At 48.4% G+C, this 22,798-nt stretch carries 16 protein-coding genes; 13 read left to right on the top strand and 3 right to left on the bottom strand.

All coding sequences use genetic code 11. From position 1 onward, the window contains the following. The first annotated feature begins 62 nt into the window (after positions 1-62). The 3 genes from pglZ to LBCZ_RS09670 are packed head-to-tail and all read left to right on the top strand — an operon-like array spanning position 63 to position 5,611. On the top strand, positions 63-2,582 hold the full coding sequence (gene pglZ / locus LBCZ_RS09680; protein WP_010491689.1) for a BREX-1 system phosphatase PglZ type A: 2,520 nt from the start codon (positions 63-65) through the stop codon (positions 2,580-2,582). After that, entirely contained in the window at positions 2,572-4,635 is a 2,064-nt protein-coding gene (gene brxL / locus LBCZ_RS09675) for a protease Lon-related BREX system protein BrxL (protein ID WP_010491687.1), read from the top strand. Before pglZ ends, brxL begins: the two co-directional genes overlap by 11 nt. A 28-nt stretch (positions 4,636-4,663) precedes the next feature. Further along, complete coding sequence (locus LBCZ_RS09670) at positions 4,664-5,611, top strand: restriction endonuclease (protein WP_025013014.1); 948 nt, start codon at positions 4,664-4,666, stop codon at positions 5,609-5,611. Positions 5,612-5,707: 96 nt separating this feature from the next. Here the strand turns inward: LBCZ_RS09670 and LBCZ_RS09665 are convergent, their stop codons facing one another. After that, positions 5,708-6,523 (bottom strand): MurR/RpiR family transcriptional regulator, encoded by an 816-nt coding sequence (locus LBCZ_RS09665; RefSeq protein ID WP_010491684.1) that lies wholly within the window; start codon positions 6,521-6,523, stop codon positions 5,708-5,710. Between the two features lie 147 nt (positions 6,524-6,670). Here LBCZ_RS09665 and LBCZ_RS09660 point away from each other — a divergent pair, with 147 nt between their 5' ends. The 6 genes from LBCZ_RS09660 to LBCZ_RS09635 all read left to right on the top strand — a co-directional run bounded on the left by LBCZ_RS09660 (position 6,671) and on the right by LBCZ_RS09635 (position 15,353). Beyond that, positions 6,671-7,375, top strand: a complete 705-nt coding sequence (locus LBCZ_RS09660) for an N-acetylmannosamine-6-phosphate 2-epimerase (protein ID WP_025013013.1) — start codon at positions 6,671-6,673, stop codon at positions 7,373-7,375. Positions 7,376-7,393: 18 nt separating this feature from the next. After that, positions 7,394-8,941 (top strand): PTS transporter subunit EIIC, encoded by a 1,548-nt coding sequence (locus LBCZ_RS09655; RefSeq protein WP_025013012.1) that lies wholly within the window; start codon positions 7,394-7,396, stop codon positions 8,939-8,941. 446 nt (positions 8,942-9,387) lie between these two features. Then, complete coding sequence (locus tag LBCZ_RS09650; RefSeq protein ID WP_025013011.1) at positions 9,388-10,638, top strand: cytosine permease; 1,251 nt, start codon at positions 9,388-9,390, stop codon at positions 10,636-10,638. Between the two features lie 32 nt (positions 10,639-10,670). Further along, positions 10,671-11,756: a DUF917 domain-containing protein gene (locus LBCZ_RS09645; protein WP_010491676.1), complete on the top strand. Its 1,086-nt coding sequence runs from the start codon at positions 10,671-10,673 to the stop codon at positions 11,754-11,756. Positions 11,757-11,758: 2 nt separating this feature from the next. Then, entirely contained in the window at positions 11,759-13,315 is a 1,557-nt protein-coding gene (locus LBCZ_RS09640; RefSeq protein WP_025013010.1) for a hydantoinase/oxoprolinase family protein, read from the top strand. Positions 13,316-14,540: 1,225 nt separating this feature from the next. Next, a complete protein-coding gene (locus tag LBCZ_RS09635) occupies positions 14,541-15,353 on the top strand; it encodes a PfkB family carbohydrate kinase (RefSeq protein ID WP_010491672.1) in 813 nt (270 codons plus the stop codon). An 855-nt stretch (positions 15,354-16,208) separates the two neighbouring features. On the opposite strand, the gene LBCZ_RS09630 is transcribed toward LBCZ_RS09635, so the two are convergent. Further along, positions 16,209-16,823: a WxL domain-containing protein gene (locus LBCZ_RS09630; RefSeq protein WP_010491670.1), complete on the bottom strand. Its 615-nt coding sequence runs from the start codon at positions 16,821-16,823 to the stop codon at positions 16,209-16,211. A 492-nt stretch (positions 16,824-17,315) separates the two neighbouring features. Between LBCZ_RS09630 and LBCZ_RS09625 the strand changes: the two genes are divergently transcribed. The 4 genes from LBCZ_RS09625 to LBCZ_RS09610 all read left to right on the top strand — a co-directional run bounded on the left by LBCZ_RS09625 (position 17,316) and on the right by LBCZ_RS09610 (position 21,688). Next, positions 17,316-17,537: a hypothetical protein gene (locus tag LBCZ_RS09625; protein WP_010491667.1), complete on the top strand. Its 222-nt coding sequence runs from the start codon at positions 17,316-17,318 to the stop codon at positions 17,535-17,537. Between the two features lie 339 nt (positions 17,538-17,876). Further along, positions 17,877-18,332 carry a CPBP family intramembrane glutamic endopeptidase gene (locus tag LBCZ_RS09620; protein ID WP_157951515.1) on the top strand — a complete coding sequence of 152 codons (456 nt, stop codon included), beginning with the start codon at positions 17,877-17,879 and terminating at the stop codon, positions 18,330-18,332. Positions 18,333-18,465: 133 nt separating this feature from the next. Then, the gene (locus LBCZ_RS09615; RefSeq protein ID WP_010491664.1) at positions 18,466-19,071 is read left to right on the top strand and encodes a hypothetical protein; all 606 of its coding nucleotides are present in this window, start codon (positions 18,466-18,468) and stop codon (positions 19,069-19,071) included. A 40-nt stretch (positions 19,072-19,111) separates the two neighbouring features. Next, complete coding sequence (locus LBCZ_RS09610) at positions 19,112-21,688, top strand: ATP-dependent DNA helicase (protein ID WP_010491662.1); 2,577 nt, start codon at positions 19,112-19,114, stop codon at positions 21,686-21,688. A 324-nt stretch (positions 21,689-22,012) separates the two neighbouring features. On the opposite strand, the gene yaaA is transcribed toward LBCZ_RS09610, so the two are convergent. Beyond that, entirely contained in the window at positions 22,013-22,756 is a 744-nt protein-coding gene (gene yaaA / locus LBCZ_RS09605) for a peroxide stress protein YaaA (RefSeq protein ID WP_010491660.1), read from the bottom strand. Positions 22,757-22,798: the final 42 nt, after the last annotated feature.

Genomic DNA, 22,798 nt, shown 5'->3' with positions numbered 1-22,798 from the left:
GTGCTTCGTTATACTTATTGCAAGTAAACATTGAGAATGATTGGTATTTAGCAGGAGGAAATATGGCTGAAGTTGGTTTGCAAGATGTTGTGGCTGGTATTGAGAAACTGTTCAATGACATGACGCATTTTGTGTTCTGGTACGACGCAAATGGGGACTTTACCGACAACTTGGACGAACTTAGGGAAAAGATTCGTGAACCAATTGTCGTGTTAAATCATCGTGAACAGGTGAAGACAAAACTGCACTTGATTGACCTTGAGAAAGCTGGGAAGCGCGCATTGGTTTATTCACCGTATTCGAAACCCGAGATTTCGTTAGATTTCTTAACCGACATGGAACTGTATAACCAGGAGTTTACGGCAGATGCTGCTGCGATGTTGCAAAAGGAACTTGGCTTACCAGATAGTCAGCGTGAATTTGTTCGTGATCAGGCTAAGTTCTTTAACAATAAAGAGCGAGTTGCACGGTTTAAACAATTGAATCAGCCCGGTAAGAATCCTTATCAAGTTGCAATGGCGGCATTAGCAAAGACAACAGATATTCAGTTGACTTCCATTCTTCTGGCAGTTATTGCCGCGCAAACTGATAACCAGAATGTCTTACTGGATGAGTTTGATAAGTACGACTTGCAAGAGGAGTTCTGGCAGTTTATTAGTGCCGCCTACGGGTATACTGGTAAACATCAGTTAAATCAGCTCTTGGCGGCTATGTTCTTGAACTTTGCCTATTTTCAGCTGGATACCGATTTGCCAAAGAATTTTGCAAATTATAAATTAGCGAACCTCACTAATGTCAGTTCATTTATGCTTAATTGGCGACAACGAGCTGACTTGCAGGAAAAGTATGCTTGGGCGGCTGAGATGGTTTGGCAAAAGTTGAACGGTGATCGAATCTTTGGACAAATTGACCCGACTCGTTTAATTAAAGTGGACGCTTTTCCGCAAATTGATAAACGGATTTTGCAGTGGCTTAACAAAGAGCTAGTTGCTGGAAATACTGGTGAAATGCTTGGGCAGCTGTCCTTGAACGATATCGCTCAGAAGCGGACGACCATGCATTTTGGCAAACAGTATCAGGTCGCGGATGACATGATAGGGGATGCTTGCTTAATTCTCAGCGAGCAGTTTACACCTGATACCGAACCAGCAAGTGTGCTCGAACAGTTGAGCCAGTATACGGAGAATGGTTATAAAATCGATATGGCATATCGACGCTACAACAAGGCGAGAAATGATTTGCCAGTGGATCTCCAACCGATGTTTGACAAGTTGTCAGATCAAGTTGAGCGCGTTTATAACAATAATCGACTTGTACCAATCATTTCTAACTGGACAAAAGTGTACGAACCACGACTGGTTCCACCGCAGTATCAGCAGAGGGACTTCTACTCGAATTTTGTTTCAAACCAAAAGGATCGCATTGTGGTTATCATTTCGGATGCATTTAGGTTTGAGGCTGCGAAAGAACTTCAACGTCGACTTGATCAACAAGATTTGTACACCCCCTCAATGCAGAGTGCGATTACTGGGTTGCCTTCAGTGACCTATTTTGGTATGCCCCAGTTATTGCCCAATCATCAATTGAGATATACCACTGGCCAGGAACTACTAGTCGATGAGAAACCAGCTACCAATCTTAAGCTCCGCAGGGCTATTCTTCAGCAAGCTGAACCAGCAAGTGACGCGGAGGGATTGGATACATTCTTGTCATGGTCGTCCGAGGCACAAAAACAGTTTATTGCCGGTAAAAAGGTCATTTATTTCTATCACAACACAATTGATGCAGTTGGTGACAAGCCAGCATCAGAGGCGAAAGTGTTCCGAGCGGTTAGCGATGCGATTTCGGAACTGCAGCGCGGTATTGATCGGCTACGGAACATTTCGGTTGCCCACATTATCGTGACGGCTGATCACGGGTTTATTTATCGACGGAAGCCGCTTGATTCTACGGACAAGATTAATCTTCCAACCGATATGGTTTTTGAAGTGAAGAATCTCCGATATGCAATCGGGCAAGGTGAACTAAATGAGATTGGTGTTGGGCAGGCCAAGCTAGGAGACATTCTTGACACCGATGATACTCGATCCGTCTTTTACCCTGAAAACGGCAACGTGTTCACAGTGCCAGGAGCAGGACAAAACTATGTACATGGCGGTTGTTCTCCGCAAGAGATGATTATTCCTGTGCTTGATGTCCGTGCCAGACGCGGTCGTTCCCAGGCTAGTTATGCTGAATTAACGCTGGTTACACCGGTGCGTCGAATTACAACGCGTGAAGTTATCGTCAATTTTGTTCAAAAAGATGCGATCAGTGATTTAGTAAAACCGGCAACCTTTAAAATGTTCTTTGAAGATGATAAAGGCAATCATATTTCGGGCGAAATACAGGTTGTTGCCGATTACAAGGAAAAAAATATTGAGGAACGTAGAATCACAGGCCGAATCCCGTTGATGGACAAGGAATTTGATCGTTCACAAGAGTACTTCTTGGTGGTTGAAAACGTTGATTCTGGAGAAATAGACCGTATTCAATATCAAATGGATTTGACGGTCGGAGGAGGGTTTGATTTTGACATCTGATGAGCATAATGATCGTAGTCAGGCTGACCCTCAAGTTGATCCGACTGTTGCTAAGTTAGAACAAAGCTTTCCGGGACGTTTTGTGCGAAAAGATCTTACCCAACGAATTAAAGAAGGTGCTAATGTTCCGATTTATGTGTTGGAGTTTTTACTGGGACAATACGCCAATTCGTCAGATCCACAACTGATCGAAGATGGTGTTGAGCGGGTTAAGAAAACTTTGGCGCATAATTATGTTCGCCCTGATGAAGCTGAGATGGTTAAATCTAAGATTCGTGAAAACGGAGCATACACTGTTATAGACAAGTTGACAGTGCAGTTGAATGAACGCGCAGACCGTTATGAAGCTTTCTTCAGTAACCTAGGACTAACGAACGTACCCGTTGATGAACGTTATGTTCAGGATTATGAGCGGCTTTTAATTGGCGGTATTTGGTCAATTGTGCGCGTGGAGTATCAGCACGATAATGAAGACCACTTTACAATTGAAAAATTGACGCCAATTCAAGTGCCGTTTGTCGATATGAAAGAGGTTTATGAAGGTCGCAAAGCATTTACGACCGATGAATGGCTGGATGTATTGTTGAGAACTACCGGCATGGAGCCGACACAATTTACAGAACGCGAAAAGTGGTTATTGTTATCGCGACTAATTCCGTTTGTCGAAAATAACTATAACTTTGTTGAATTGGGACCTCGCGGAACTGGTAAATCACATGTGTACAAAGAGCTATCACCTGATTCGATTTTAGTATCAGGAGGCCAAACGACGGTTGCTAATCTTTTTTACAATATGGCTCGCCGTGAAGTTGGCTTAGTTGGCATGTGGGATGTTGTCGCTTTTGACGAAGTGGCAGGGATTAAGTTTAAAGACAACGATGGCGTACAGATTATGAAAGACTATATGGCGTCAGGGTCTTTTGCGCGTGGCCGCGATCAAATTCAAGCATCCGCAAGCATGGTATTTGTTGGAAATATTAACCAAAGTGTGGATGTCTTGCTGCGCACGTCAAACTTGTTTGAGCCATTTCCAGAAGTGATGGGTACTGATACGGCTTTTCTTGATCGGATTCACAACTATTTACCCGGTTGGGAGATCCCAAAGTACAGGCCAGAATTTTTTACAAAGGGATTTGGATTTATAACGGATTACTTTTCCGAAGTGATGCGCGAATTGCGTAAGACTTCGTATGGAGATGCAATCGATCCATACTTTAACTTCGGCAAACAGCTTAATCAACGTGATGTGATCGCTGTTCGCAAAACAGTATCTGGAATGATCAAGTTACTTTATCCGAATGGTATATTTAATAAGGCCGAGGTTGCCAAAGTTCTTGAATTTGCTTTAGAAATGCGCCGTCGAGTTAAAGAGCAATTAAAGCGGATTGGTGGCATGGAGTTTTATGACGTCAATTTTTCGTATATAGACAAAGAGACGTTTGAGGAGAAATTCGTTTCAGTGCCTGAGTCAGGGTCGAGTTCACTAATTCCTGTGGGACAAGAAAATCCTGGGCACGTTTATACTGTGGCATATGATGATAGTGAGCGACTTAGCCTGATCAAACTTGAAACGCAAGTGGTTCCTGGTAGTGGCAAGCTTAGTAAGACTGGTGTTGGTTCAAGTGGGAAGGCTAAAGAAGCGATGGATACAGCATTTAAGTACCTGAAGGCCAACTATAAATCCATTGATCAACGCATTGCAGCTGAAGCCCGCGACTTCGTAGTCAGCGAAACGAACTTAAATAATACAGTGCCATCAAGTCATATTTCTTTGGCTACGTTTGTTGCTTTGGTTTCGATTGCTTTGGGACGGCCAACGCTTGATCAACTTGTGATCTTGGGCGATTTTACAATAGGAGGAACGATTTCTCGTATTGACAACTTGCCAGATGTTTTACAAGTGGCACAGGATAGCGGCGCAAAACGTGTTTTGATTCCAACATCGTCTGCTTCTGAGATCAGCGCGGTACCTGCAGATCTAATGAGTTCGTTTAATTTGAATTTTTATAGTTCGGTTGAAGACGCAGCGTTTAAAGCTTTAGGCGCAAACTGAGACACTGATACCGTTGTGAGGAGAATCTATGATTAATTATGCTGAACTAAAGCAAGGTAACCATGGCTTGCCAAGTTGGGATGGTCTCTTGGGACCGGTTATGCTTTCGGCAAGTACAAAAGAGCAGTGGAATCGTCAAGAATTGGTTGCTGCAACGGTTTCACTGCTTAATCTGCCTGAGGAGCTTTATCAAAAGAAACTAAGCCCTGAACATAAAACTTCAATTATTGAAGATCGTATTTCATGGGCAATGTCCGAATTGGTAATTGGGGGACTCTTGCAGCGTCCCAGACGTGCAGTTTATCGAATGACGAAGCTTGGCAGAAATTTAGTAGAGGAGTATGGAGTGAAGCTGACCTCCAAAAAAGTGCATGAACAGCCGCTATATCAAACGCACGAAAAAGAGCTTGCCCAGCGCAGCCGAGAAGATGGATTCTCAAACGCCCAGGATTTGGGAACAATCGATATTGACGAATTAGACCAAATTAGGGGTCAAATCATTGCTTACAATAATCGTATTGCCACCGAACTTATAGAGAGAATCAGAGAATCCGAGCCAGTTTTCTTTGAACATCTTGTCGCGGATTTATTGACGAAGATGGGCTATCAAGGACAAAATGGTTCAACGATTGTAACTCCACAAAGCAATGATGGTGGCATTGATGCTATCATCAATCAAGATCCTTTAGGTACTAGCACCGTCTATCTTCAGGCTAAACGTTATCAGGCAAGCAATATTGTCCAACGCCCAGCAATTGATACGTTTTATGGAGCACTTTCTCGGGTTCATGCTGATCGGGGTGTGTTTATCACAACATCAAGTTTTAGCAAATCGGCCCAAGAAACCGCAAAGGGATTTTCAATTGTGCTAATAGATGGCATACGGTTATCAGGCTTAATGCTTAAATACCACGTGGGCGTTCAAGTTCGGTACCATGATGAGTTGCTGAAGCTTGATGAAGATTATTTTGAATAGTCCGCATATGGATGATAAGTTTTGATTGAAAACGATTTGTCTAAGCAAATAGTTTTCAATATTTTTACTTTTACTTTTCAATTTATAGTACAAGATTTACCCAATACTTTTATCAATAATCGCTCTAAGCACCTTCTCCTTCAACGCCAACGCATCAACATGATTCATCTGCTCATACCCCTCCGCCAAAACATTACAAATATACAACTGGGACACGCGCCCAGCCACCGAGCCGCCATTGAGAAACTCTTCAATGGCGGTTTGTAGTGTTACGTCCGCTAACTGTGCAATTGGGGAGACGGTGGCGTTGGTGATGGCGATGACTTTGGCGCCGTTGTCGTGGGCGATTTTTAGTGAATCGTAGGTGTCTTTGGTTTTGCCGGATAGGGAGATGCCGATGACTAGATCGTTGGGGCTGAGGAGCGAGGCGATTTGGGCTTGGAAGTGGGGGTCTGCTTCTGGTGTGCATTTTAGTCCGGATCGGAGGAGGATCGAGGATAGCGAGTGGGCGATTTCGCCGCTGCCGCCGACGCCAAAGATCCAGATGCGGGTGGCGTTGGTCATCATTTGAATGGCTGTTTGGAGAGTTTCCGGTTTGATGAGAGCGGCGGTTGCCTTGATGGCGTCACTTAAATGCTGGGCGATGTGGTCGTAGTAGTGGACGGATGTCGCCGGTTTGGTTTTAGGGAAGTCTTCTTTGGCGATTTCGATTTTGAAGTCGGTGAAGCCGGAATAGCCGAGTTTTTGACAGAATCTGACAATGGTTGCGTCACCTACATGGGTGGCTTTTTTTATGTCTGTCATCGTGGCGTAGATGACTTTTTGCCCAACCGAGAGGACATAATCGGCCACTTTTTTCTCCGATTTGGTGAGCTCGTTGTAATGCTTGTGCATGATGTCTGCGTATGCCATTGGGACGGAAGCCTCCTCCATTTTCTTTCCAAATTTTGACACTTTTTGGAGTAAATGTCCAATTAACCGTTTACATTGGTTGTCGGAGATGCTACGATTCTTTTGGAATTAAAATCCAAAAATACAAGAATTGGAGGAAAACGGAGAATGGAGAAGACAGCGTTCATCCAAAAAGTGCATCATGGATTGATTGTTTCTTGCCAGGCATTACCGGATGAGCCGATGTACAGTCCGAACGGTGGGGTGATGCCGCTTTTTGCCAAGGCCGCTGCACAGGCGGGAGCGGTCGGAATTCGGGCAAATTCGGTCCGCGATATCAAAGAGATTCAGGCAGCGGTTGATTTGCCGATTATTGGCATTATCAAAAAGGATTACTTGCCGGAACAGCCATTTATCACGGCTACAATGACCGAGGTGGATCAGCTTGTTGCGACTGGTGTGGCGGTGATTGCGTTAGACGCCACGTTGCGGCCGCGGCATGACCGCCTGACGATTAACGAATTTATTCGGCAGATTAAAGAAAAATATCCGCAGCAGTTGTTCATGGCTGATGTTTCAACGTTTGAAGAAGGGGTGAACGCTTGGGATGCGGGTATTGATTTTGTGGGGACAACGTTGAGCGGCTACACACCGGAAAGTGGCAAGCATGATGGCCCTGATTTTACGCTGATTCAGAGGTTGGTCGACGAAGGCGTTGATGTGATTGCGGAAGGGCACATCAATACGCCGGAGGAAGCACAGCGGATTCAGCAGATGGGCGTGACGAGCATCGTGGTGGGGAGTGCTATTACCCGTCCGCTGGTAATAGCCCGGCGATTTGTCGCGGCACTGGACGCAACTACTAAAAATTAAACAAACGGAGGACGTAAGATGTTTAAGCAGTTTTCGAAACTCGGCAGAGCGTTTATGCTGCCAATTGCGATTCTGCCGGCAGCAGGGTTGCTGCTTGGGTTGGGTGGGGCATTAACCAATAAAGGCGCGTTGGCCGCTTATCCGTTTCTGGACCAGGCGTGGTTGCAAACGATTTTAAAAGTCATGAACCTCGCCGGGAATGCTGTCTTTGCTAACATTGCGCTGATCTTTACAATTGGTGTGGCGGTTGGTCTTGCGAAAGGTGATCGTGGCACGGCAGGCCTGTCTGGTGCCGTGGCATTTCTGGTTTATACCGCAACAATTAGCGGCTTGCTGCAAATGTTTTCGGCTAAGGATGCCACGATTGATACTGGCGTCTTAAGATCGATCGTGGTCGGCGGTGTGGTCGCTTATCTGCACAATCATTTTCGGAAAATCGAATTGCCGCAGTTTTTGGGATTCTTCGGCGGTTCGCGGTTTATTCCGATTATTTCGTCGATTGCGGCGATTTTGCTGGGGGTGACTTTTTATCTGATTTGGCCGCCAATTCAAGGCGTTTTGACATCGGCGGGAAAAGGCATTGCCACCATGGGGAGCATTGGGACGTTCTTTTACGGTTTTCTGCTTCGACTGACCGGCGCGGTGGGGTTGCATCACACTATCTATCCGATGTTTTGGTACACTTCTTTGGGTGGCTCGGAAGTGGTTGCGGGGCATGCCGTTAACGGCGCCCAGAACATCTTTTTCGCGCAACTAGCGGATCCCAATCATACTGGATTGTTTACTTACGGTACGCGGTTCTTTGCCGGCCGGTTTGCGACCATGATGTTCGGGCTTCCAGCAGCTGCTTACGCGATGTATCGGTCATTGCCAAAGAAGCGGCGTAAGAAAAATGGCGGGTTGTATTTTTCCGGCGCCTTAACGTCGTTTTTAACCGGAATCACGGAACCGCTTGAGTATACGTTCCTGTTTGTTGCGCCGTGGCTTTACGTGATTCATGCTTTTCTCGATGGACTGTCCTTCTACTTTGCCGATATTATGAACATTCGAATCGGCAATTCATTCTCCGGCGGGTTGATCGATTATCTGTTGTTTGGCGTATTGCAAGGGCAAGACAAAACTCACTGGATGTTGATTATTCCATTCGGTCTCGCTTGGGCAGTGATTTACTACGCAGTCTTCCGGTTCTGCATCACGCATTTTCGGGTGATGATCCCGGGTATGGGCGACGATTCGGAAGTGGCTTTGGACGATGAACCGGCGACTTCACTGGCTGGCGGTACGGCAGATTCGCCAAAAACGGCATCGGCCGATCAAGGTTTGGCGGAGCAGTCAATGCAAATCATTCATGCGCTCGGCGGCCATCAGAATATCGAATCCGTCGAAGCCTGCGCGACCCGATTGCGCGTGGCGGTTGCTGACAGCGCGAAAGTCGATAAGGCGAAAATGAAACAACTAGGCGCGATTGCGGTGTTGGAAGTCAGCGGCGGTGTCCAGGCGGTCTTTGGCGGTAAGTCGGATTTGTATAGTCAGGAAATTAATGCGATTTTGGGGATTGATGGTTAATGGTAAGGCCGTGAGTTGTTAAACTGTAGCCCTGCCTTTAATTTGCCATCCGAAAAACGCACTTTCACTCTGAACATTGCAGTGGCGAATGAGTTAACATTCTGTCACTCCAGTTATCTTCATAACAAAATTAAAATTTAACTGTCCGAATTTGCAAAAATCATATGCAGATTCGGATTTTTTTAATTTCTGCAGAACCTTTCCGCCGCAAAGCCTTGGCTCACACAAGATCTATCGGCGATTCCAATCACCATCAGAACACCCTAAACACACGCGCATAAGTCAAAACCTCACCCAAGTTTTAACCTAAAAATCAAATGAACCCATTGACAACTAATCTCATAATTCTATAATCAAACCATTACATTTCAGCTGAATTCCCAAATTATCCCGCGAACTCAGTTGAAAAGTCCGCAATTATTAGAAAAATATGTGAGGTGCCGAGTATGGAAGAAAATAAACGTGATCAAACTTGGTTCGGTTTAGCCATGATTCTTTGTGGGGCGTTGGTCTCGATTCCCAGCTTGATTCTTGGTGGCAGCCTGGTTACGGGGATGTCGCTTCCGGCCGCAATTTTGACCGGGTTGGCCGGGTATGGGTTCATCGTCTTGATGATGGTGTCGCAAGGGATGCAGAGTGTTGACCAAGGCAAGCCGGCGGTCGTGGTGGCTCAACAGGTGTTTGGAAAAGTTGGGTCGTCGAAAGTGATTTCGATTATCATCGCGATTGCGGCGTTGGGATGGTTTGGCATTCAGGCGAATGTTGGCGGTCTGGCGGTGGACAACTTGCTGAAGTATTTGGGTTTGCCGATTCCCGCTTGGCTGGCTTCGCTGTTGACAGGGTTGTTGATGGTGGTGACCGCGATGTATGGCGTGAAGTTGATTCGCCTGCTTGCCTACGTCGCCGTTCCGTATTTGGTGATTGTCATTTTGTATGGCCTGTGGTTCGCGTTTGCTAAGCAGGACGCGGCGGCGACGATTGCAGCCTATCATCCGAGTGGCACCGTGTCGTTTGTCAACGGCTTCTCGTCGACGGTTGGCTCATTCGCGATGGCCGGCGTCATTGTCGGGGATTACGCGCAGTTTTCCAAAAAGCGCAGCGATGTGGTGAAGGCGGCGATTTTCGGCGTCATTCCCGCGGGTGTCTTGATGATTGCGGTTGGCGCGGTGTTGACGATTGCGTTTAAGTCGAATGATATTAGCAGTCTTTTCATGAAAATCGGCTCGCCGGTCATCGGTGGCCTGGCGCTGATTTTGGGCACGTGGAAAGTCAACGTGGTGAATGCGTATTCTGGCGGGATTGCCGTGGCGAATATTTTTAATATCCCGGAAAAATACCGCAAGTTGACGCTGTTTCTAGTCGGTGTAGGCGGCACGATTTTGTCGATTATCGGCATTTTGAACTATTTTGAGCCGGTGATGAACATCTTTTCTGCCATGATTCCGCCGGTGGCCGGTGCGATGGCGGCGTCCTATTGGGTGATTCATCGTGGTGACTTGCACAGTTGGCAGTCAGTGCCTGGCGTGAACTGGCTTGGCTTGTCCGCGTGGGCGTTAGGCGCGGTTGTTGGCGTTTTGCCGGTTGTGTGGCCCGTCATCCCGAATATTCCGGTGTTGGGCATCATCCTCGCATTTGTGCTTTATTACGCCGGCGCGAAGTTGCATCCGGAGTGGGATAAAGCTTCTGAGTTGGACTAAGACGTGTACTGGTGAATGTTAAGGAGGCAATTATGCGGTTATTAGACGAAGAATCAATCGAAAACATCGCGACTGGCGCAGCTTTTTTTGGCGCTGGCGGTGGTGGTAATCCCTTTTTAGGCAAGCTGATGGCGTTGGAAGCCATTAAGAAAAATGGTCCCGTGAAGATGTTAGACGTTTCTGAGATCAACGATGACGATTATTTTTGTCCCGCGGCGATTATGGGGGCGCCGGCTGTGATGATGGAGAAGATTCCCAAAGGTGATGAGTTCGAACGGGTTTTCACCATGCTGAGTCAGTATACTGGGCACCGGTTCGTCGGCACGTTTCCCATGGAGGCCGGCGGGGTGAACTCGATGGTGCCGATTGCACTGGCGGCGTCGCTAGGCATTCCCTTGGTGGACTGCGACGGCATGGGACGGGCGTTTCCCGAGTTACAGATGGTGACGTTCTATCTAGGCGGCGTGGCAGCAACGCCCATGGTGATCACGGATGAAAAAGGCAACGCAGGCGTGATCAAAACGATTGACGCGAAGTGGGCGGAACGCTTGGCACGAGTCCAGACCGTGGAAATGGGCGGCAGTGCAACAGTGGCGCTGTATCCTTCAAGCGGTGCACAGATTAAGCAAAACGGGATTCGCGGTATTGTCACGCTGTGCGAACAGGTCGGCTTGCGGATCCGCGATGCCCACCTGAATCCGGCTAAGGCGTTGGCGGAAATTCTTGAAGTCACGAATGGGCATTTAATTTTTGAAGGTAAAGTCATCGATGTCGAGCGGCGCACCGAGCGCGGGTTCAACGTTGGCGATATTAAAATTGATGGCTTCAACGATTTTCAGGATCAGCATCTCAGCGTTTTGATTCAAAACGAGAATCTTTTGGCATTGCGCAATGGGAAGCCGCTGGTCATGACGCCTGATCTGATTGAAATTGTCGATGCGGACACCTTATTGCCGGTCACGACCGAGGTCATTAAATACGGCAAGCGTGTGAAAGTGTTGGCCACCCCGGCAGATGCGCGCTGGCGAACGGAGGCAGGCATTAAAACGGCCGGGCCGCGTTACTTTGGCTTCGATTACGATTATCGGCCAGTTGAAGAACTGGTGAAGGAGGGGTAAGCATGTATCGATTAGGCATTGACGTTGGCGGCACGAATACGGATGCGATTCTTTTGGACGACCAGCATCACGTGATTAATTCGGTTAAACGCCACACGACCAAAGACATTCAAACCGGTATTGGCAACGCCATTCAAGCGGTGCTTGCTGATCAGCCGCTTGATCGCGATCAAATCAGCAAGGCCATGCTCGGAACGACCCAAATCACCAATGCGATTGTGGAGCGTAAACATATTGCGCGCGTCGGGGTGTTGCGTCTGGCGTATCCGGCAACTGAGGCGATTCCGCCGTACACGGCCTGGCCGGAAGATTTGGTGAACAAGTTGTCAGGCAAGTATGCGGTTGTCAAAGGCGGGTACGAATATGATGGCCAGATTTTGAACGAAATTGATCCCGATGAAATCAACGCGGTGCTGGAGCAGTGGCGTGGGGAAGTCGACTCGGTTGCCATCATCGGGGTGTTTGCTGCTTTGCGGGTCGATCAGGAGCAGCAAGCCGCCGATCTGGTGCACGCAGCTTATGGCGCCGATTTTCCAGTCACGATGTCGCATGAAGTCGGCTCGCTCGGCTTAATCGAACGCGAAAATGCCGCGATCCTGAACGCCGGCCTTTTCCGCGTCATCGAAAATACTGTGGACGGCTTCGAGCAGGCGCTGGCGGCATCGGGGATTAAGCATGCGTCGTTATATCTGACCCAAAATGACGGCACCTTGATGACGGCGGCGTATGCCCGGCATTTTCCGATTCTGACGATTGGCTCTGGGCCGACGAACAGTATTCGCGGCGCGGCGTATCTGTCGCACTTGAAGAATGCGATTGTGGTCGATATCGGCGGGACCACGACTGACTTGGGTGTGTTACAAGCTGGATTCCCGCGCGAGTCATCGATTGCGGTGACCGTTGGCGGCGTGGCGACGAACTTCCGGATGCCGGATATTATGTCAATCGGTTTAGGCGGCGGTTCGATCGTCCGCCAGCAGCGCGATGGTAGTGTCAGGGTCGGGCCGGATTCGGTCGGCTACCAAATTACCGACAAGGCGCTGACGTTTGGCGGTAATATAATCACAGCGACCGACATTGCCGTGCGCCTCGGCTTGTCCGATGTCGGCGATCCCGAGTTGGTGAAGCAAATTCCGCTTAAGTTTGCGCAAGCTGCGTTAAAGACCATCGGCGAGATGATTGCGGTGGCCATTGATAAAATGAAAACCAGCGCCGAGCCGGCCACCGTCATTTTGGTTGGCGGTGGTGCGATCATTGCGCCGCGGCATCTGGACGGCGTCGGCAAGCTGGTGCGCGATCCGCTCGGCGGCGTGGCCAACGCGATCGGCGCTTCGATCAGCCAGGTCTCCGGCGAATACGGCCGCATTTATCCATACAACCAGATTCCGCGCGATCAAGCCATGGCCGACGCCAAGAAAAAGGCGATTGCTGCGGCCATCGAATCAGGTGCAGATGAAGCCACGATTGAAGTGGTCGAAGTCGATGAGGTGCCGCTGGCTTACCATCCGGAAAATGCAAATCGGGTGAAGATTAAAGTGGTGGGGAATTTGGCGCGGTAAAAAAGGCTATTGCGATGGTAGCGCCAAAAATTCGTATTAGAGACTCAATAAGCCTTGTCGTTGATTGATTTGCAATTGATCGATGATGGGGCTTTTAAGGCATTAGCCTTTATGAAGGTGCTAATAATACTGACAAGAAAATAAGCAGTTCATTTACACAATCGATATTCAATTTTTGCAAAACCGCCATAGTTCCTTTACAAGCCGCGCGTATAAATAAACTGATAGTCAACAATCAGCGGCTGGCAGTTAGGACGGTGGATGATGGTTAGAAAAAATTGGAAAGTAGCTGGAAGCCTGCTATTGATAGCAACGTTGATACTTGTTCGGTGGTTGACGCCTGCCAAAGTCGCGAACAGTCTAGCAACTGGCATCCTCGGCCTCATCCTCGTTGTCGTAAGCGCTGCCACTTATCTCATCAGTGGTTATCGGCGGACGAGGTAGGTTACCACAAAATTCGATAAACTATTAAAAAGGATGGCAACGAGAAAGACTGTTAGAAAAGTCTTTTTTTGGATCATAGATCACCACAATAAACTAATATATACTGCTTATATGGGATTAGCTTTCCACTTTATGGCCAATATATGCTGAAAAGTGGGATTTAAGCCCACGCAACTTACTCAACTTGAATTTTATCGAGTTCTTCAGAAGCACCCAATGAGCCGTTGTTTTTGTTCTTCACAGAATGTCCACTTTTTTTACATCCCCGAAAATTGATCTATTTGAAATCTCGTGATACTATACCTGTAGCGACAAAACAAAGAATTCTTGTAGTCATAAGAGCACAATAGCCGTATCCCGGGTCGGGGATACGGCTATTTTTTCGCCCGTTACGGCTGACAGGCGTGTGGGTGGATGGGCTACTGCATGGCTATCGCCGTCCGTTCCACTAACGGGCGAATAGCGTTGTGGCTATTCCCGCTATGATGCTAGTAACCAGCGGTGCGATAACCAAAACAAAGAATTCTTTCAACGTCATAAGGACACCCCCTTGGGGGCAGCAGCCTCATTAATCGTACCAGAACAGTCGCTTACTTTTGGCTACTGGGCTGCTTTTTAATTGCATATTTTAAACGTCGTCTACCAGCTATTGTTTTTGTTATCCCCGAAGCTGACCGCACCCCATAACAACCTGTGGTAAACTAAATTCAGTAGTGCATTACCAGTTATCCTTGCGCTGACACAACTGATGTCGCTTCGTGTGGGAAAGAAGGAAAGACTCTTGAAAATCATCGCGATCGGAGACAATGTCGTTGACCTTTATCCAGCAGACAAGAAGATGTTTCTTGGCGGCCATGCTGCCAATACGGCGGTTTTTGCGACTATGATGGGGCTAGAGGCTGCTTATTTTGGCACGTTTGGTAATGATGCCCGCGGTGATTTTGCGCGGCGGACGCTCAGCGAGCTGGGTGTCGATATCAGCCATTCGCTGCAGTACGACGGTCCCAATGCCTTCACGACCATGCGACTCAGTGACGGTAAACGCCAGAAAACGGTTGGCGAACCGGTCCAGGAGCTTCAATTGAGTCCTGATGATATCGCGTACATCAACACTTTTGATTTAGTCTACTTAAATAATGAAAGTGGTGCGGATGCCTTTTTGTCAGCCATCACGGCGCCTAAAATTTATGACTTTTCAACGATTGACAACGATCGGGTGTTCAAAAAGATTGCGCCGCAGATTGACCTTGCGTATCTTTCCGGGAAAGCCAAGTCTGATGATGATGTGGAGGCTCTGTGCCGGCGGGTTGCGGCAGCTGGTTGCGATCAGGTTGTCTGCTCGCGGGGACTCCGCGGCTCGGCGGCGCTGGTCAAGGATACGATGTCTTGGCAGCAGGCGCTTGGCGTTAAAGCGGTGGATGCGTTAGGGGCAGGGGATGCGTATATTACTTCGTTTGCGGCTACGCTATATTCCTCGAAAAAGCCGACACTTGATGCGAAAGTTTCAGAGTCGTTGAGTCATGCGACGAAGTTTTCGTCGGCACAGGTGCGTGTGCCGGGGTCGTTTGGACATGGGGCAGCGTTGATTGCTTGAGGAAGCAAGGCGAGGTGTTGGCTTAGAATAATTCTTCCAGCTTGGATGGATCATACTTGTCTGGTTGTAGTTGTTCTTTTTTACTGTCTATAACGCGTTCGCCAGCCCAGAAACCTGCGCATAAGAACCTCGAGCCTGAATGGCCCAAGCCCAGCCATTCAGGCTCGAGGCCACTTATGCTCCAGCTTCTAACCAGGCTGGCTCACGCTCAGCTTCTATAACGCGCTCACAGTCGCAGAAGCTTGCGTGTAAGGACCGCATAACAAAATGGCCAAAGCCCAGCCATTTTGTTATGCGGCCACTTACACTCCAGCTTCTAAGCGCTCCTGTTCGCGCTCAACACGAAAGAGCCGCCGACTTGTTATCGGCGGCTCCTTTGTAGCTTGACGTGGTTAGTCTGTGATCATTTTTAGATTTGATCAATATAGACTGCGAGCGTCTCAGTCGTGGCCTGACCAAGTTCTGTTGACGGCGCGTTAGTCTAGATCTAACTTTTGTCGCAACTTGGCAGCCACGGAGGAAGGCGGGTGGCCAACCTTAAGCTGAGCATTAACTTAACTATTTTTAATAACGTTCCTAAAACCCCATGGCCATCCTCGGCTCCCCAAAGCCGATTCGGCGGTCCAGAGGAAATGTGAGAAAGTTTACCCTAAACCTTTACCAGCAGTTAGGTCGATTGCGGTCTCAAAGGCGGGTTTGGCTGACGTGATCAGGATCAGCCCCGCGCCTGCTTTAAAATATAGATGCATTGCGGTCGCCGGTGACCACCTCCCTTCTGTTCAAGGCAGATCATCGGGGGGAATGGGCGTGTCTAAACGTCTATCCCTTCATTAATCAGTCGTTGCGGTCGCGTTTTTACGGAACTGGATTGGACGTTGCGGCTTGTGCCGGCTGGCCGGGTGTCAGTGTAAAAGTGATCACGCCGCTGTAGTTGCCAGCTTTAACATCATTATCCTCAGGTACGTCCAATGTGACTTTGTTGAGGTCATAACTCGTGATCCCGCCACCATCTTGGCCCGTACTGGTCGCAAATAGCGGCTGATCGCTTGTTGTCAAATCAACCGACTTTGTCCATGCTGGCGCCGCAGCGTTAGGCGTTACCAAAGTGTCGGGCACCATTTGAACAAAGGCGCCTTTCAGTGTCGCACCACTACCATTCGTAATCGGTGATTCCTTTGCCGAAACCGTATAGCCCGCACCGGTACCGCGAAAATCGCTCACCGTCAGCAGTGAACTATCGGCAGTGGTAACTGGGTCATTCAAATTGCCTTTTACAATACTTTCAACCGTGACACCTGGAAAAGCGAGCGCGCTTGGTGCGGAAAGCCCAATGGTGCCACCGGTTACTGTGACTGACGTATTAGTCGTTCCGGTATCTTCGTCTGCAGCTAAAACGACGGAGCCGGTTGTCAAACTCCCTACAAGAAGGCCAGCGAAAGCAATTCCGCCGATCCAACGTTTCTTTGACATAAAAGTCCCCCCAGACAATGTCAAAATGAAAAACTTTTTGGAACACTTTTAATTGTATGCAAGATACTTGTTAAGTTAATTAATCTGTTTAGTTTATATTGTGAATAATTACCCAAAACCGGTCTAGCAACAATTCGCCGCAAGCTGGGGTTGGGATTAAAACTAAGCAGCGCAAAAAAGCCGTCATTTGTCTCAAATTCGGTAAAATAATTACCAAAAATTGCGACTTGCAGTGAGAATCAAGAACAAATTCACGGATTTATTAAAAAAGTGATGGAATACTGAAGGACAGCTAAAGCCTGACGCTGAGAAACATTGCGTTTACATGTGAACGGGTCAAAAAGCATTCTGCTAGGTCAAAAAGTCGGTCTGTTTGAGAAAAGTACACCGGAAAAACACGTTTAGAAATTGGTTCAGGCAAAACAGGCAGATTTAAAAACGTCATATGGTAGACTGATTTTACGGTTGAAAAGGGAGACGGGATGAACTCAGATGTTGAAAATTAATCGCAGCGGATTTCGGAACTTTTTGACCGGAGCTGCCCGTATACTTGATCTTGGTGGGACCATCAATCGACGGGAGTGGGCTGACAAACAAGGACTTAAATTTGTAGAGACTGATAATGAAATTAATGATGCATGGGAAAATGTCGGCATATTGATGGCCGATCAATTTGGTGATTCTGAAAATGAATTTTACGATGAGTTGCACTGACCACATGAAGTGTTGATAGAAATGGAAAGCTGGCAAAAGTCCGTGGATCGATTCAAGGATCGCTCACTCTGACGATCAACAGCTTATTCAAAAAATAGTGAAGGACTGTGATAATTTGTGAATAGCAGCAAAGATTCTCTGGTTAAACGAATTGCGTACGTTGTATTGCTTTATTTTTTTTGGCAGGTTCCTTCGATCTTCTTAGGGATCGTGCCAAACGTACTAAGAATCTCGTCATCAATGATGCTAGCCGCTGCATTTTTTTTGTCGAGTGCGATCGTTATTTACGTCGCGTATCGGACTGCTTTTAAATATACGCAGAGAAGCATGATACAAAAGGTGGAGCTTCGCGACATTTGGTACATTGTTGGTGGATACGTCATTACTGTAATCGCGGACGAGGTGCTATTGGCTTTAAACGATCTGATTTACCATCAGTCAGAAACGCCTAACAACCAAATGATTAGAGAATCTTTTATGGACGCTAACTGGATAGTCACAGTTCTGCTTATTGTTGAAATAATTCTAATCGCGCCGATCAAGGAAGAGTTGATTTTCCGAGGCGTTCTTTTCAACTTGTTTTTTAGTCCAAATAGAATCGTGCTAAGAACATTGTTAAGTGCCAGCTTGTTTGCTACAGTCCATGCGACCGATACCGTCTTTGGTTTCTTGCTATACGCTTTCTCTGGCATTGTATTTGCAACTGTCTATTCAAAAACCGGTAAGCTGCAGAACACCATTGCCCTTCACGTTCTTAATAATATCGTCGGAACACTAATAATCCTTCTTTTCTAAGAAGTACTTTAAGCTCCCGAGTTGTTCAGGATTCTTAGATCAATACATACTTTCAAACTTTTAACTCAAAAACTGCCTTGATCCAGTTTGCATCCCACCGCCTGCGCAGGTAAGCTTATTGGGAAGTGAGGCAATGATGACAGAAAAGCATGAACAACACGATCAAACATCGCCTGAGCACCAGCAGTTGATCAAATTGCCGAATGGTGTGACGGCAAAAGGTGTCTTGCTGCAGCGCGGAATGGCGAATCTTCAAAAAGAAGCCGAGCAGGCGGATTTTCCCGCCCAGACGAAGGCTTATTTGGCGTGGATGAATGATTTGAACGGCAATCGGTTTGGCATCAAGGTAACCGATGCAGCGGACCACGTACTAGTGCGGCATACGCAATTTTTGGATGACGCGATTAAGGAGCTGGCGTATGCCGATGCGCCGGCAAATGCTGAGCTGACGCCGGATGACTACAAGCCGGCCCGCAATTTCTACGTGCCGTCTGCTGGGTTGATTGCTTTGGTAGCGGCGTTACAATGGGCGGCGCAGCATGAACGCCAAGATGTGGTGGTTTACAGTACCCACCGGCGTGACTTAGTGTTCTACCAACCGCGCCATCAAGCCACATTTCTCCAGCAATGGGCGCAGCAACAACTCCAGAAACTGCCACCTGACTTTCGGTTTCGCATTGCCACCAAATTGGATCGTGACGCCACTCATGAAACGACCAAGCTACGAATGCAATTGTAGGAGCCAGTGCAAAACCTAATTGAAAGGAGGCTGATGTACCGTGGAGCAAGCCCAAGTTTATGAAAATGTCGACCTGCAGATTATTAAGTTACTGTTTAACAGCGATAGCAGCGATTATAAAGTTTATGCCGTGCGAATTTTAAATCCGAATCCTAAGCTGAAAATGACGCTGACGCAGGAAATTACCGTGACCGGCGACATGGGCTATTACAATCGCCGGGCCATTATTACGGCTGACTTGGTTTATGATGACGCAGATTCATTGCGCTACCGCAAACCTTCCTATAAGGTGGCGCGGCTGCATTTTGGATTGCCCAAAGAACCGCGACGACAGTGGCAATTGATCGACACGCTGTTGGTCCATCAGCCCACGGTTTTGCGCCGGCTGCACGATTATTTTGCGGATGACGCGCCGATTTTGACAATTTTTTCAAAAGATGACATTAAGACGGCGAAAATTCCCGGCGTTGGGCCGGCGACGATTCAAAAAATTGCTACTGCCATTCGCGGCAAGCTTGAAGTCGCGGTGTTAGCGAACCACTGGGGTAAAGCGCTCAGCTCCATGACTTACGAAAAGATTTGGTTAGCCTATAAAGATGCCGAGTTGGCCATGCAACACGTGGATGCCAATCCGTATGTTTTGATGCAGGTGGCGCAACTCGATTTCAAGAAGGTCGACGCCTTTGCGAAAAGTCGGGGAGTGGCGCCAAATGATCCGCACCGACTCGCGGCCGGGTTGCAATATATTTTCCGTACGGCAGTGCTGACGCAAGGGCTGACTTACATTACGATTACTTGGTTCAAAGAGCAGGCGGCCACACTACTGGGCGTTAGCACGGATGACTTAACGATGTTCGCTGACCCTAAGCAAGCGTTGGCGTATGGCTTTTTGCTGAATGAGCAATATGATCTGGTCACCAGCTGCGACATGTTCGCGACAGAAGGCTCGGTGGCCAGAATCATGGCCGTAGCGCAAAAAACGGCCGAACCCTTGATTAAGCCGACTGAACTGGATGAAAAATTGGATAAGTTTTTGGATCGCCACCAGCTGGTCATCAACGATCAGCAGCGAGCCGCTTTTCAAAACGTTAACCAACATGGGCTAAGCGTGCTCAATGGCAGTGCCGGCACCGGGAAAACGTGGTTGACGAACTTGCTGGTGCACTTTTTCAATGCGCAAGCTAAAGGGAAAAGTGTGCTGCTGGCGCCAACTGGTCGTGCGGCAAAGGTGCTGGCGCGCTATACCCATGAACCAGCTGCCACGATTCACGCGTATCTGCATCTTTTACCGGGCGAAGAACTCGATCGGTTTGATTCTGAAGCTGATTGGGAAACGTTTGGCGATGCACGGTTGATTATTGTGGATGAGAGTTCGATGCTGACGACGCCGCTTGCGTATACGGTGTTGAAAAATGTGAACTTCAAGAAGGCACACGTTCTGTTTGTGGGTGATGTGTTTCAGTTGCCGCCGATTGGTCCGGGAAACTTTTTGAAGGATTGTCTGGCAGACGATCATGTTGCGGCGACAACGCTGACGCGGGTTTATCGGCAAGACAGCCAGTCAGGCGTTTTGGCACTGGCTAACCGCATTCGTGATCGGTTGGCGTTGCCTTTTGGGCCGGATGATGATCGCTATGTCAGCGGTAATGTGGCGCTGTACAATCAGCGTGATGCAGGGCGGGTTTTTGATGCCGGCATTAAGGCGTATCAAGAGGCGCTTGCAAAGCATGGGCACCAGCCGGATTCGCAGTTGCTGATTGTCAACAAAAACATCGGCGCGACCGGGCGTTTGCGGTTTAATGCGGAACTGCAGGCGCTAGTTAACCCTGCCAAGCCAGGCGAGCCCGAGTACGTCAGCAGCTACGTCGATCCGGTGACCAATCAAAAACACTACCTGCGCCTCAATGATCGGGTGATGATTCTGAAAAATGACAAACATGTGGCCTTGGTTGATCCGAAAACCTGGGAACGCCGCGCTGTGTTAGGTGAAAATGGCCTCCAGAAAACCGATGAATTCGGAACAAAGCGCTGGCGTGAGACGATCATGGCCAATGGCGATACGGGTGTTGTGGCTCATATCGATCCCAAGCGGCATTTTCTGGTGGTTCAGGTCGGCGATCAATATTGCTATTACAGTTTTGGCAGTGTGCCGCGTGCCTTGACGCTGGCGTATGCCATTACGGTGCACAAAGCGCAAGGCGGCCAGGCTGATACGGTGATTGCGATCGTCAACGGTGCGGATCGCATGCTAAATGCGCAGAGCTTTTATACGGCGTTAACCCGGACCCAGTCGCAGTTCATTTTCTTTGGTGATTTCCGGGTCTTATTGGCGCGCACCAAAATATACCCGATTGACTCGCGCCACGACCTGCTCGGCAGTCTGCTTTCCGGGCAGTTAACGGTGGACACGTTCAGTCGCTTCACGTTCGAACAGATCCTGGCCTGGCTGGATCACCAGCGGCACCAAGGCATTCAGCCCCGCGCCGCCGTCACCGCCGCCAAACCAGAAGCAGCCACTCAACCATTTGCGGTGCGGTATGCCGAGCAGTTGGATATTCTCAATCAGGTTGTTCGGGAAGTTACTAAGTTGCCGATGAAAAAGGCGACTGGGGAGTAGTGATACTAATTTAAGATGTACTGTGCCAAACTCCGCAATCTACGGCCAGAGGGGGATGGAACGCTGTGGGCACGACTTTGAACCCGCAAAAACCGCGGTTTCAAAGCTCGGCCTTGTTGTAGGCGGGGCAAAGACCGCCCCACCAACAACAATTCCACGGCTGATCCCCATCTGGCCTCCGATTGCTTCGCCTTGGCACTGGGAATGTAATCGCATCTCCCAAGAATGTAAATGATGCAAGTAAGGACTGCCGCATATTGCCAAATTATCCGACAATATACGGCAGTCCTTTAGTTTTCCAGTACGTTTCTGCACGCCATCAACCTACTTCGCCACAAAGACCAATTCCGTTTCCGTCGATCGCTCAGGGTCAAACCGATAAGTTGGCGAATCAAACCGCGTCAGTTCAGCAACGGTCGAAACTTGATGCATCGCCGCATAGCGGACCATTTCGCCGCGCGCGATTTTGGCATAAGTGGCGCGGGTTTTGAGCTTGCCGTTAACTAGGTGGGCAAAGCGGACGTCGATGAAGGTGTCGTTTGGCTGTAAATAAGGGCGGATGGTTTTGGCGTATTCATCGGAGGCTAAGTTAATGACCGGGCCGGGGATGGCTGCCAGTGCTTGATACAATCGCCCACCCCAGAAATCGTATAAATGATGGTAAGGCGGCATGACCAAGCGCGTTTGCATTTCCAGACGGTAAGGAACAATGCCATCGAATGGTCGCAGAATGCCATACAAGCCAGACAAAATGCGCAGGTGTTGCTGAATGTAGGCCAAACCCGCATCGTCTAACAAATCAGGCGCCATGTATTGGTATTGAATGCCAACGTAGCTGAAAATGGCCGGTGACTGCTGGCGCGTGACGTCACTTGTCTGCAACTGCTGATAGGCCTCCTGCGTCAGGCGGTCACTGGTCTGCCACAGCGCCTGCATTTCCGTCTGGGAAAGTTGTTGCATCCGCTTAAGCAATGCCGCCGCCTGATCGCGGAACTGCGGCTGGCTTTGAACCGGAAAATCGTCTTGGGCGATCACCATTTTCTTGGCCGGTGCAATGATGAACTTCATAGAGAAAACCAAACTTTCTAAGTAGGATGAGCCATTTTTAAA

The organism is Lacticaseibacillus casei DSM 20011 = JCM 1134 = ATCC 393 (genome assembly GCF_000829055.1).
Taxonomy (GTDB): Bacteria; Bacillota; Bacilli; order Lactobacillales; family Lactobacillaceae; genus Lacticaseibacillus; species Lacticaseibacillus casei.
The sequence above is the reverse complement of the archived record's forward strand: the minus strand, read 5'-3'. Positions and strand labels throughout refer to the sequence as shown.

Excerpts from the sequence above, each read along its gene's own strand:
- pglZ (WP_010491689.1), top strand. The coding sequence starts at position 63 with ATGGCTGAAGTTGGTTTGCAAGATGTTGTGGCTGGTATTGAGAAACTG.
- LBCZ_RS09670 (WP_025013014.1), top strand. The coding sequence starts at position 4,664 with ATGATTAATTATGCTGAACTAAAGCAAGGTAACCATGGCTTGCCAAGT.
- LBCZ_RS09665 (WP_010491684.1), bottom strand. The coding sequence starts at position 6,523 with ATGGCATACGCAGACATCATGCACAAGCATTACAACGAGCTCACCAAA.
- LBCZ_RS09660 (WP_025013013.1), top strand. The coding sequence starts at position 6,671 with ATGGAGAAGACAGCGTTCATCCAAAAAGTGCATCATGGATTGATTGTT.
- LBCZ_RS09655 (WP_025013012.1), top strand. The coding sequence starts at position 7,394 with ATGTTTAAGCAGTTTTCGAAACTCGGCAGAGCGTTTATGCTGCCAATT.
- LBCZ_RS09650 (WP_025013011.1), top strand. The coding sequence starts at position 9,388 with ATGGAAGAAAATAAACGTGATCAAACTTGGTTCGGTTTAGCCATGATT.
- LBCZ_RS09645 (WP_010491676.1), top strand. The coding sequence starts at position 10,671 with ATGCGGTTATTAGACGAAGAATCAATCGAAAACATCGCGACTGGCGCA.
- LBCZ_RS09640 (WP_025013010.1), top strand. The coding sequence starts at position 11,759 with ATGTATCGATTAGGCATTGACGTTGGCGGCACGAATACGGATGCGATT.
- LBCZ_RS09630 (WP_010491670.1), bottom strand. The coding sequence starts at position 16,823 with ATGTCAAAGAAACGTTGGATCGGCGGAATTGCTTTCGCTGGCCTTCTT.
- LBCZ_RS09625 (WP_010491667.1), top strand. The coding sequence starts at position 17,316 with ATGTTGAAAATTAATCGCAGCGGATTTCGGAACTTTTTGACCGGAGCT.
- LBCZ_RS09615 (WP_010491664.1), top strand. The coding sequence starts at position 18,466 with ATGATGACAGAAAAGCATGAACAACACGATCAAACATCGCCTGAGCAC.
- yaaA (WP_010491660.1), bottom strand. The coding sequence starts at position 22,756 with ATGAAGTTCATCATTGCACCGGCCAAGAAAATGGTGATCGCCCAAGAC.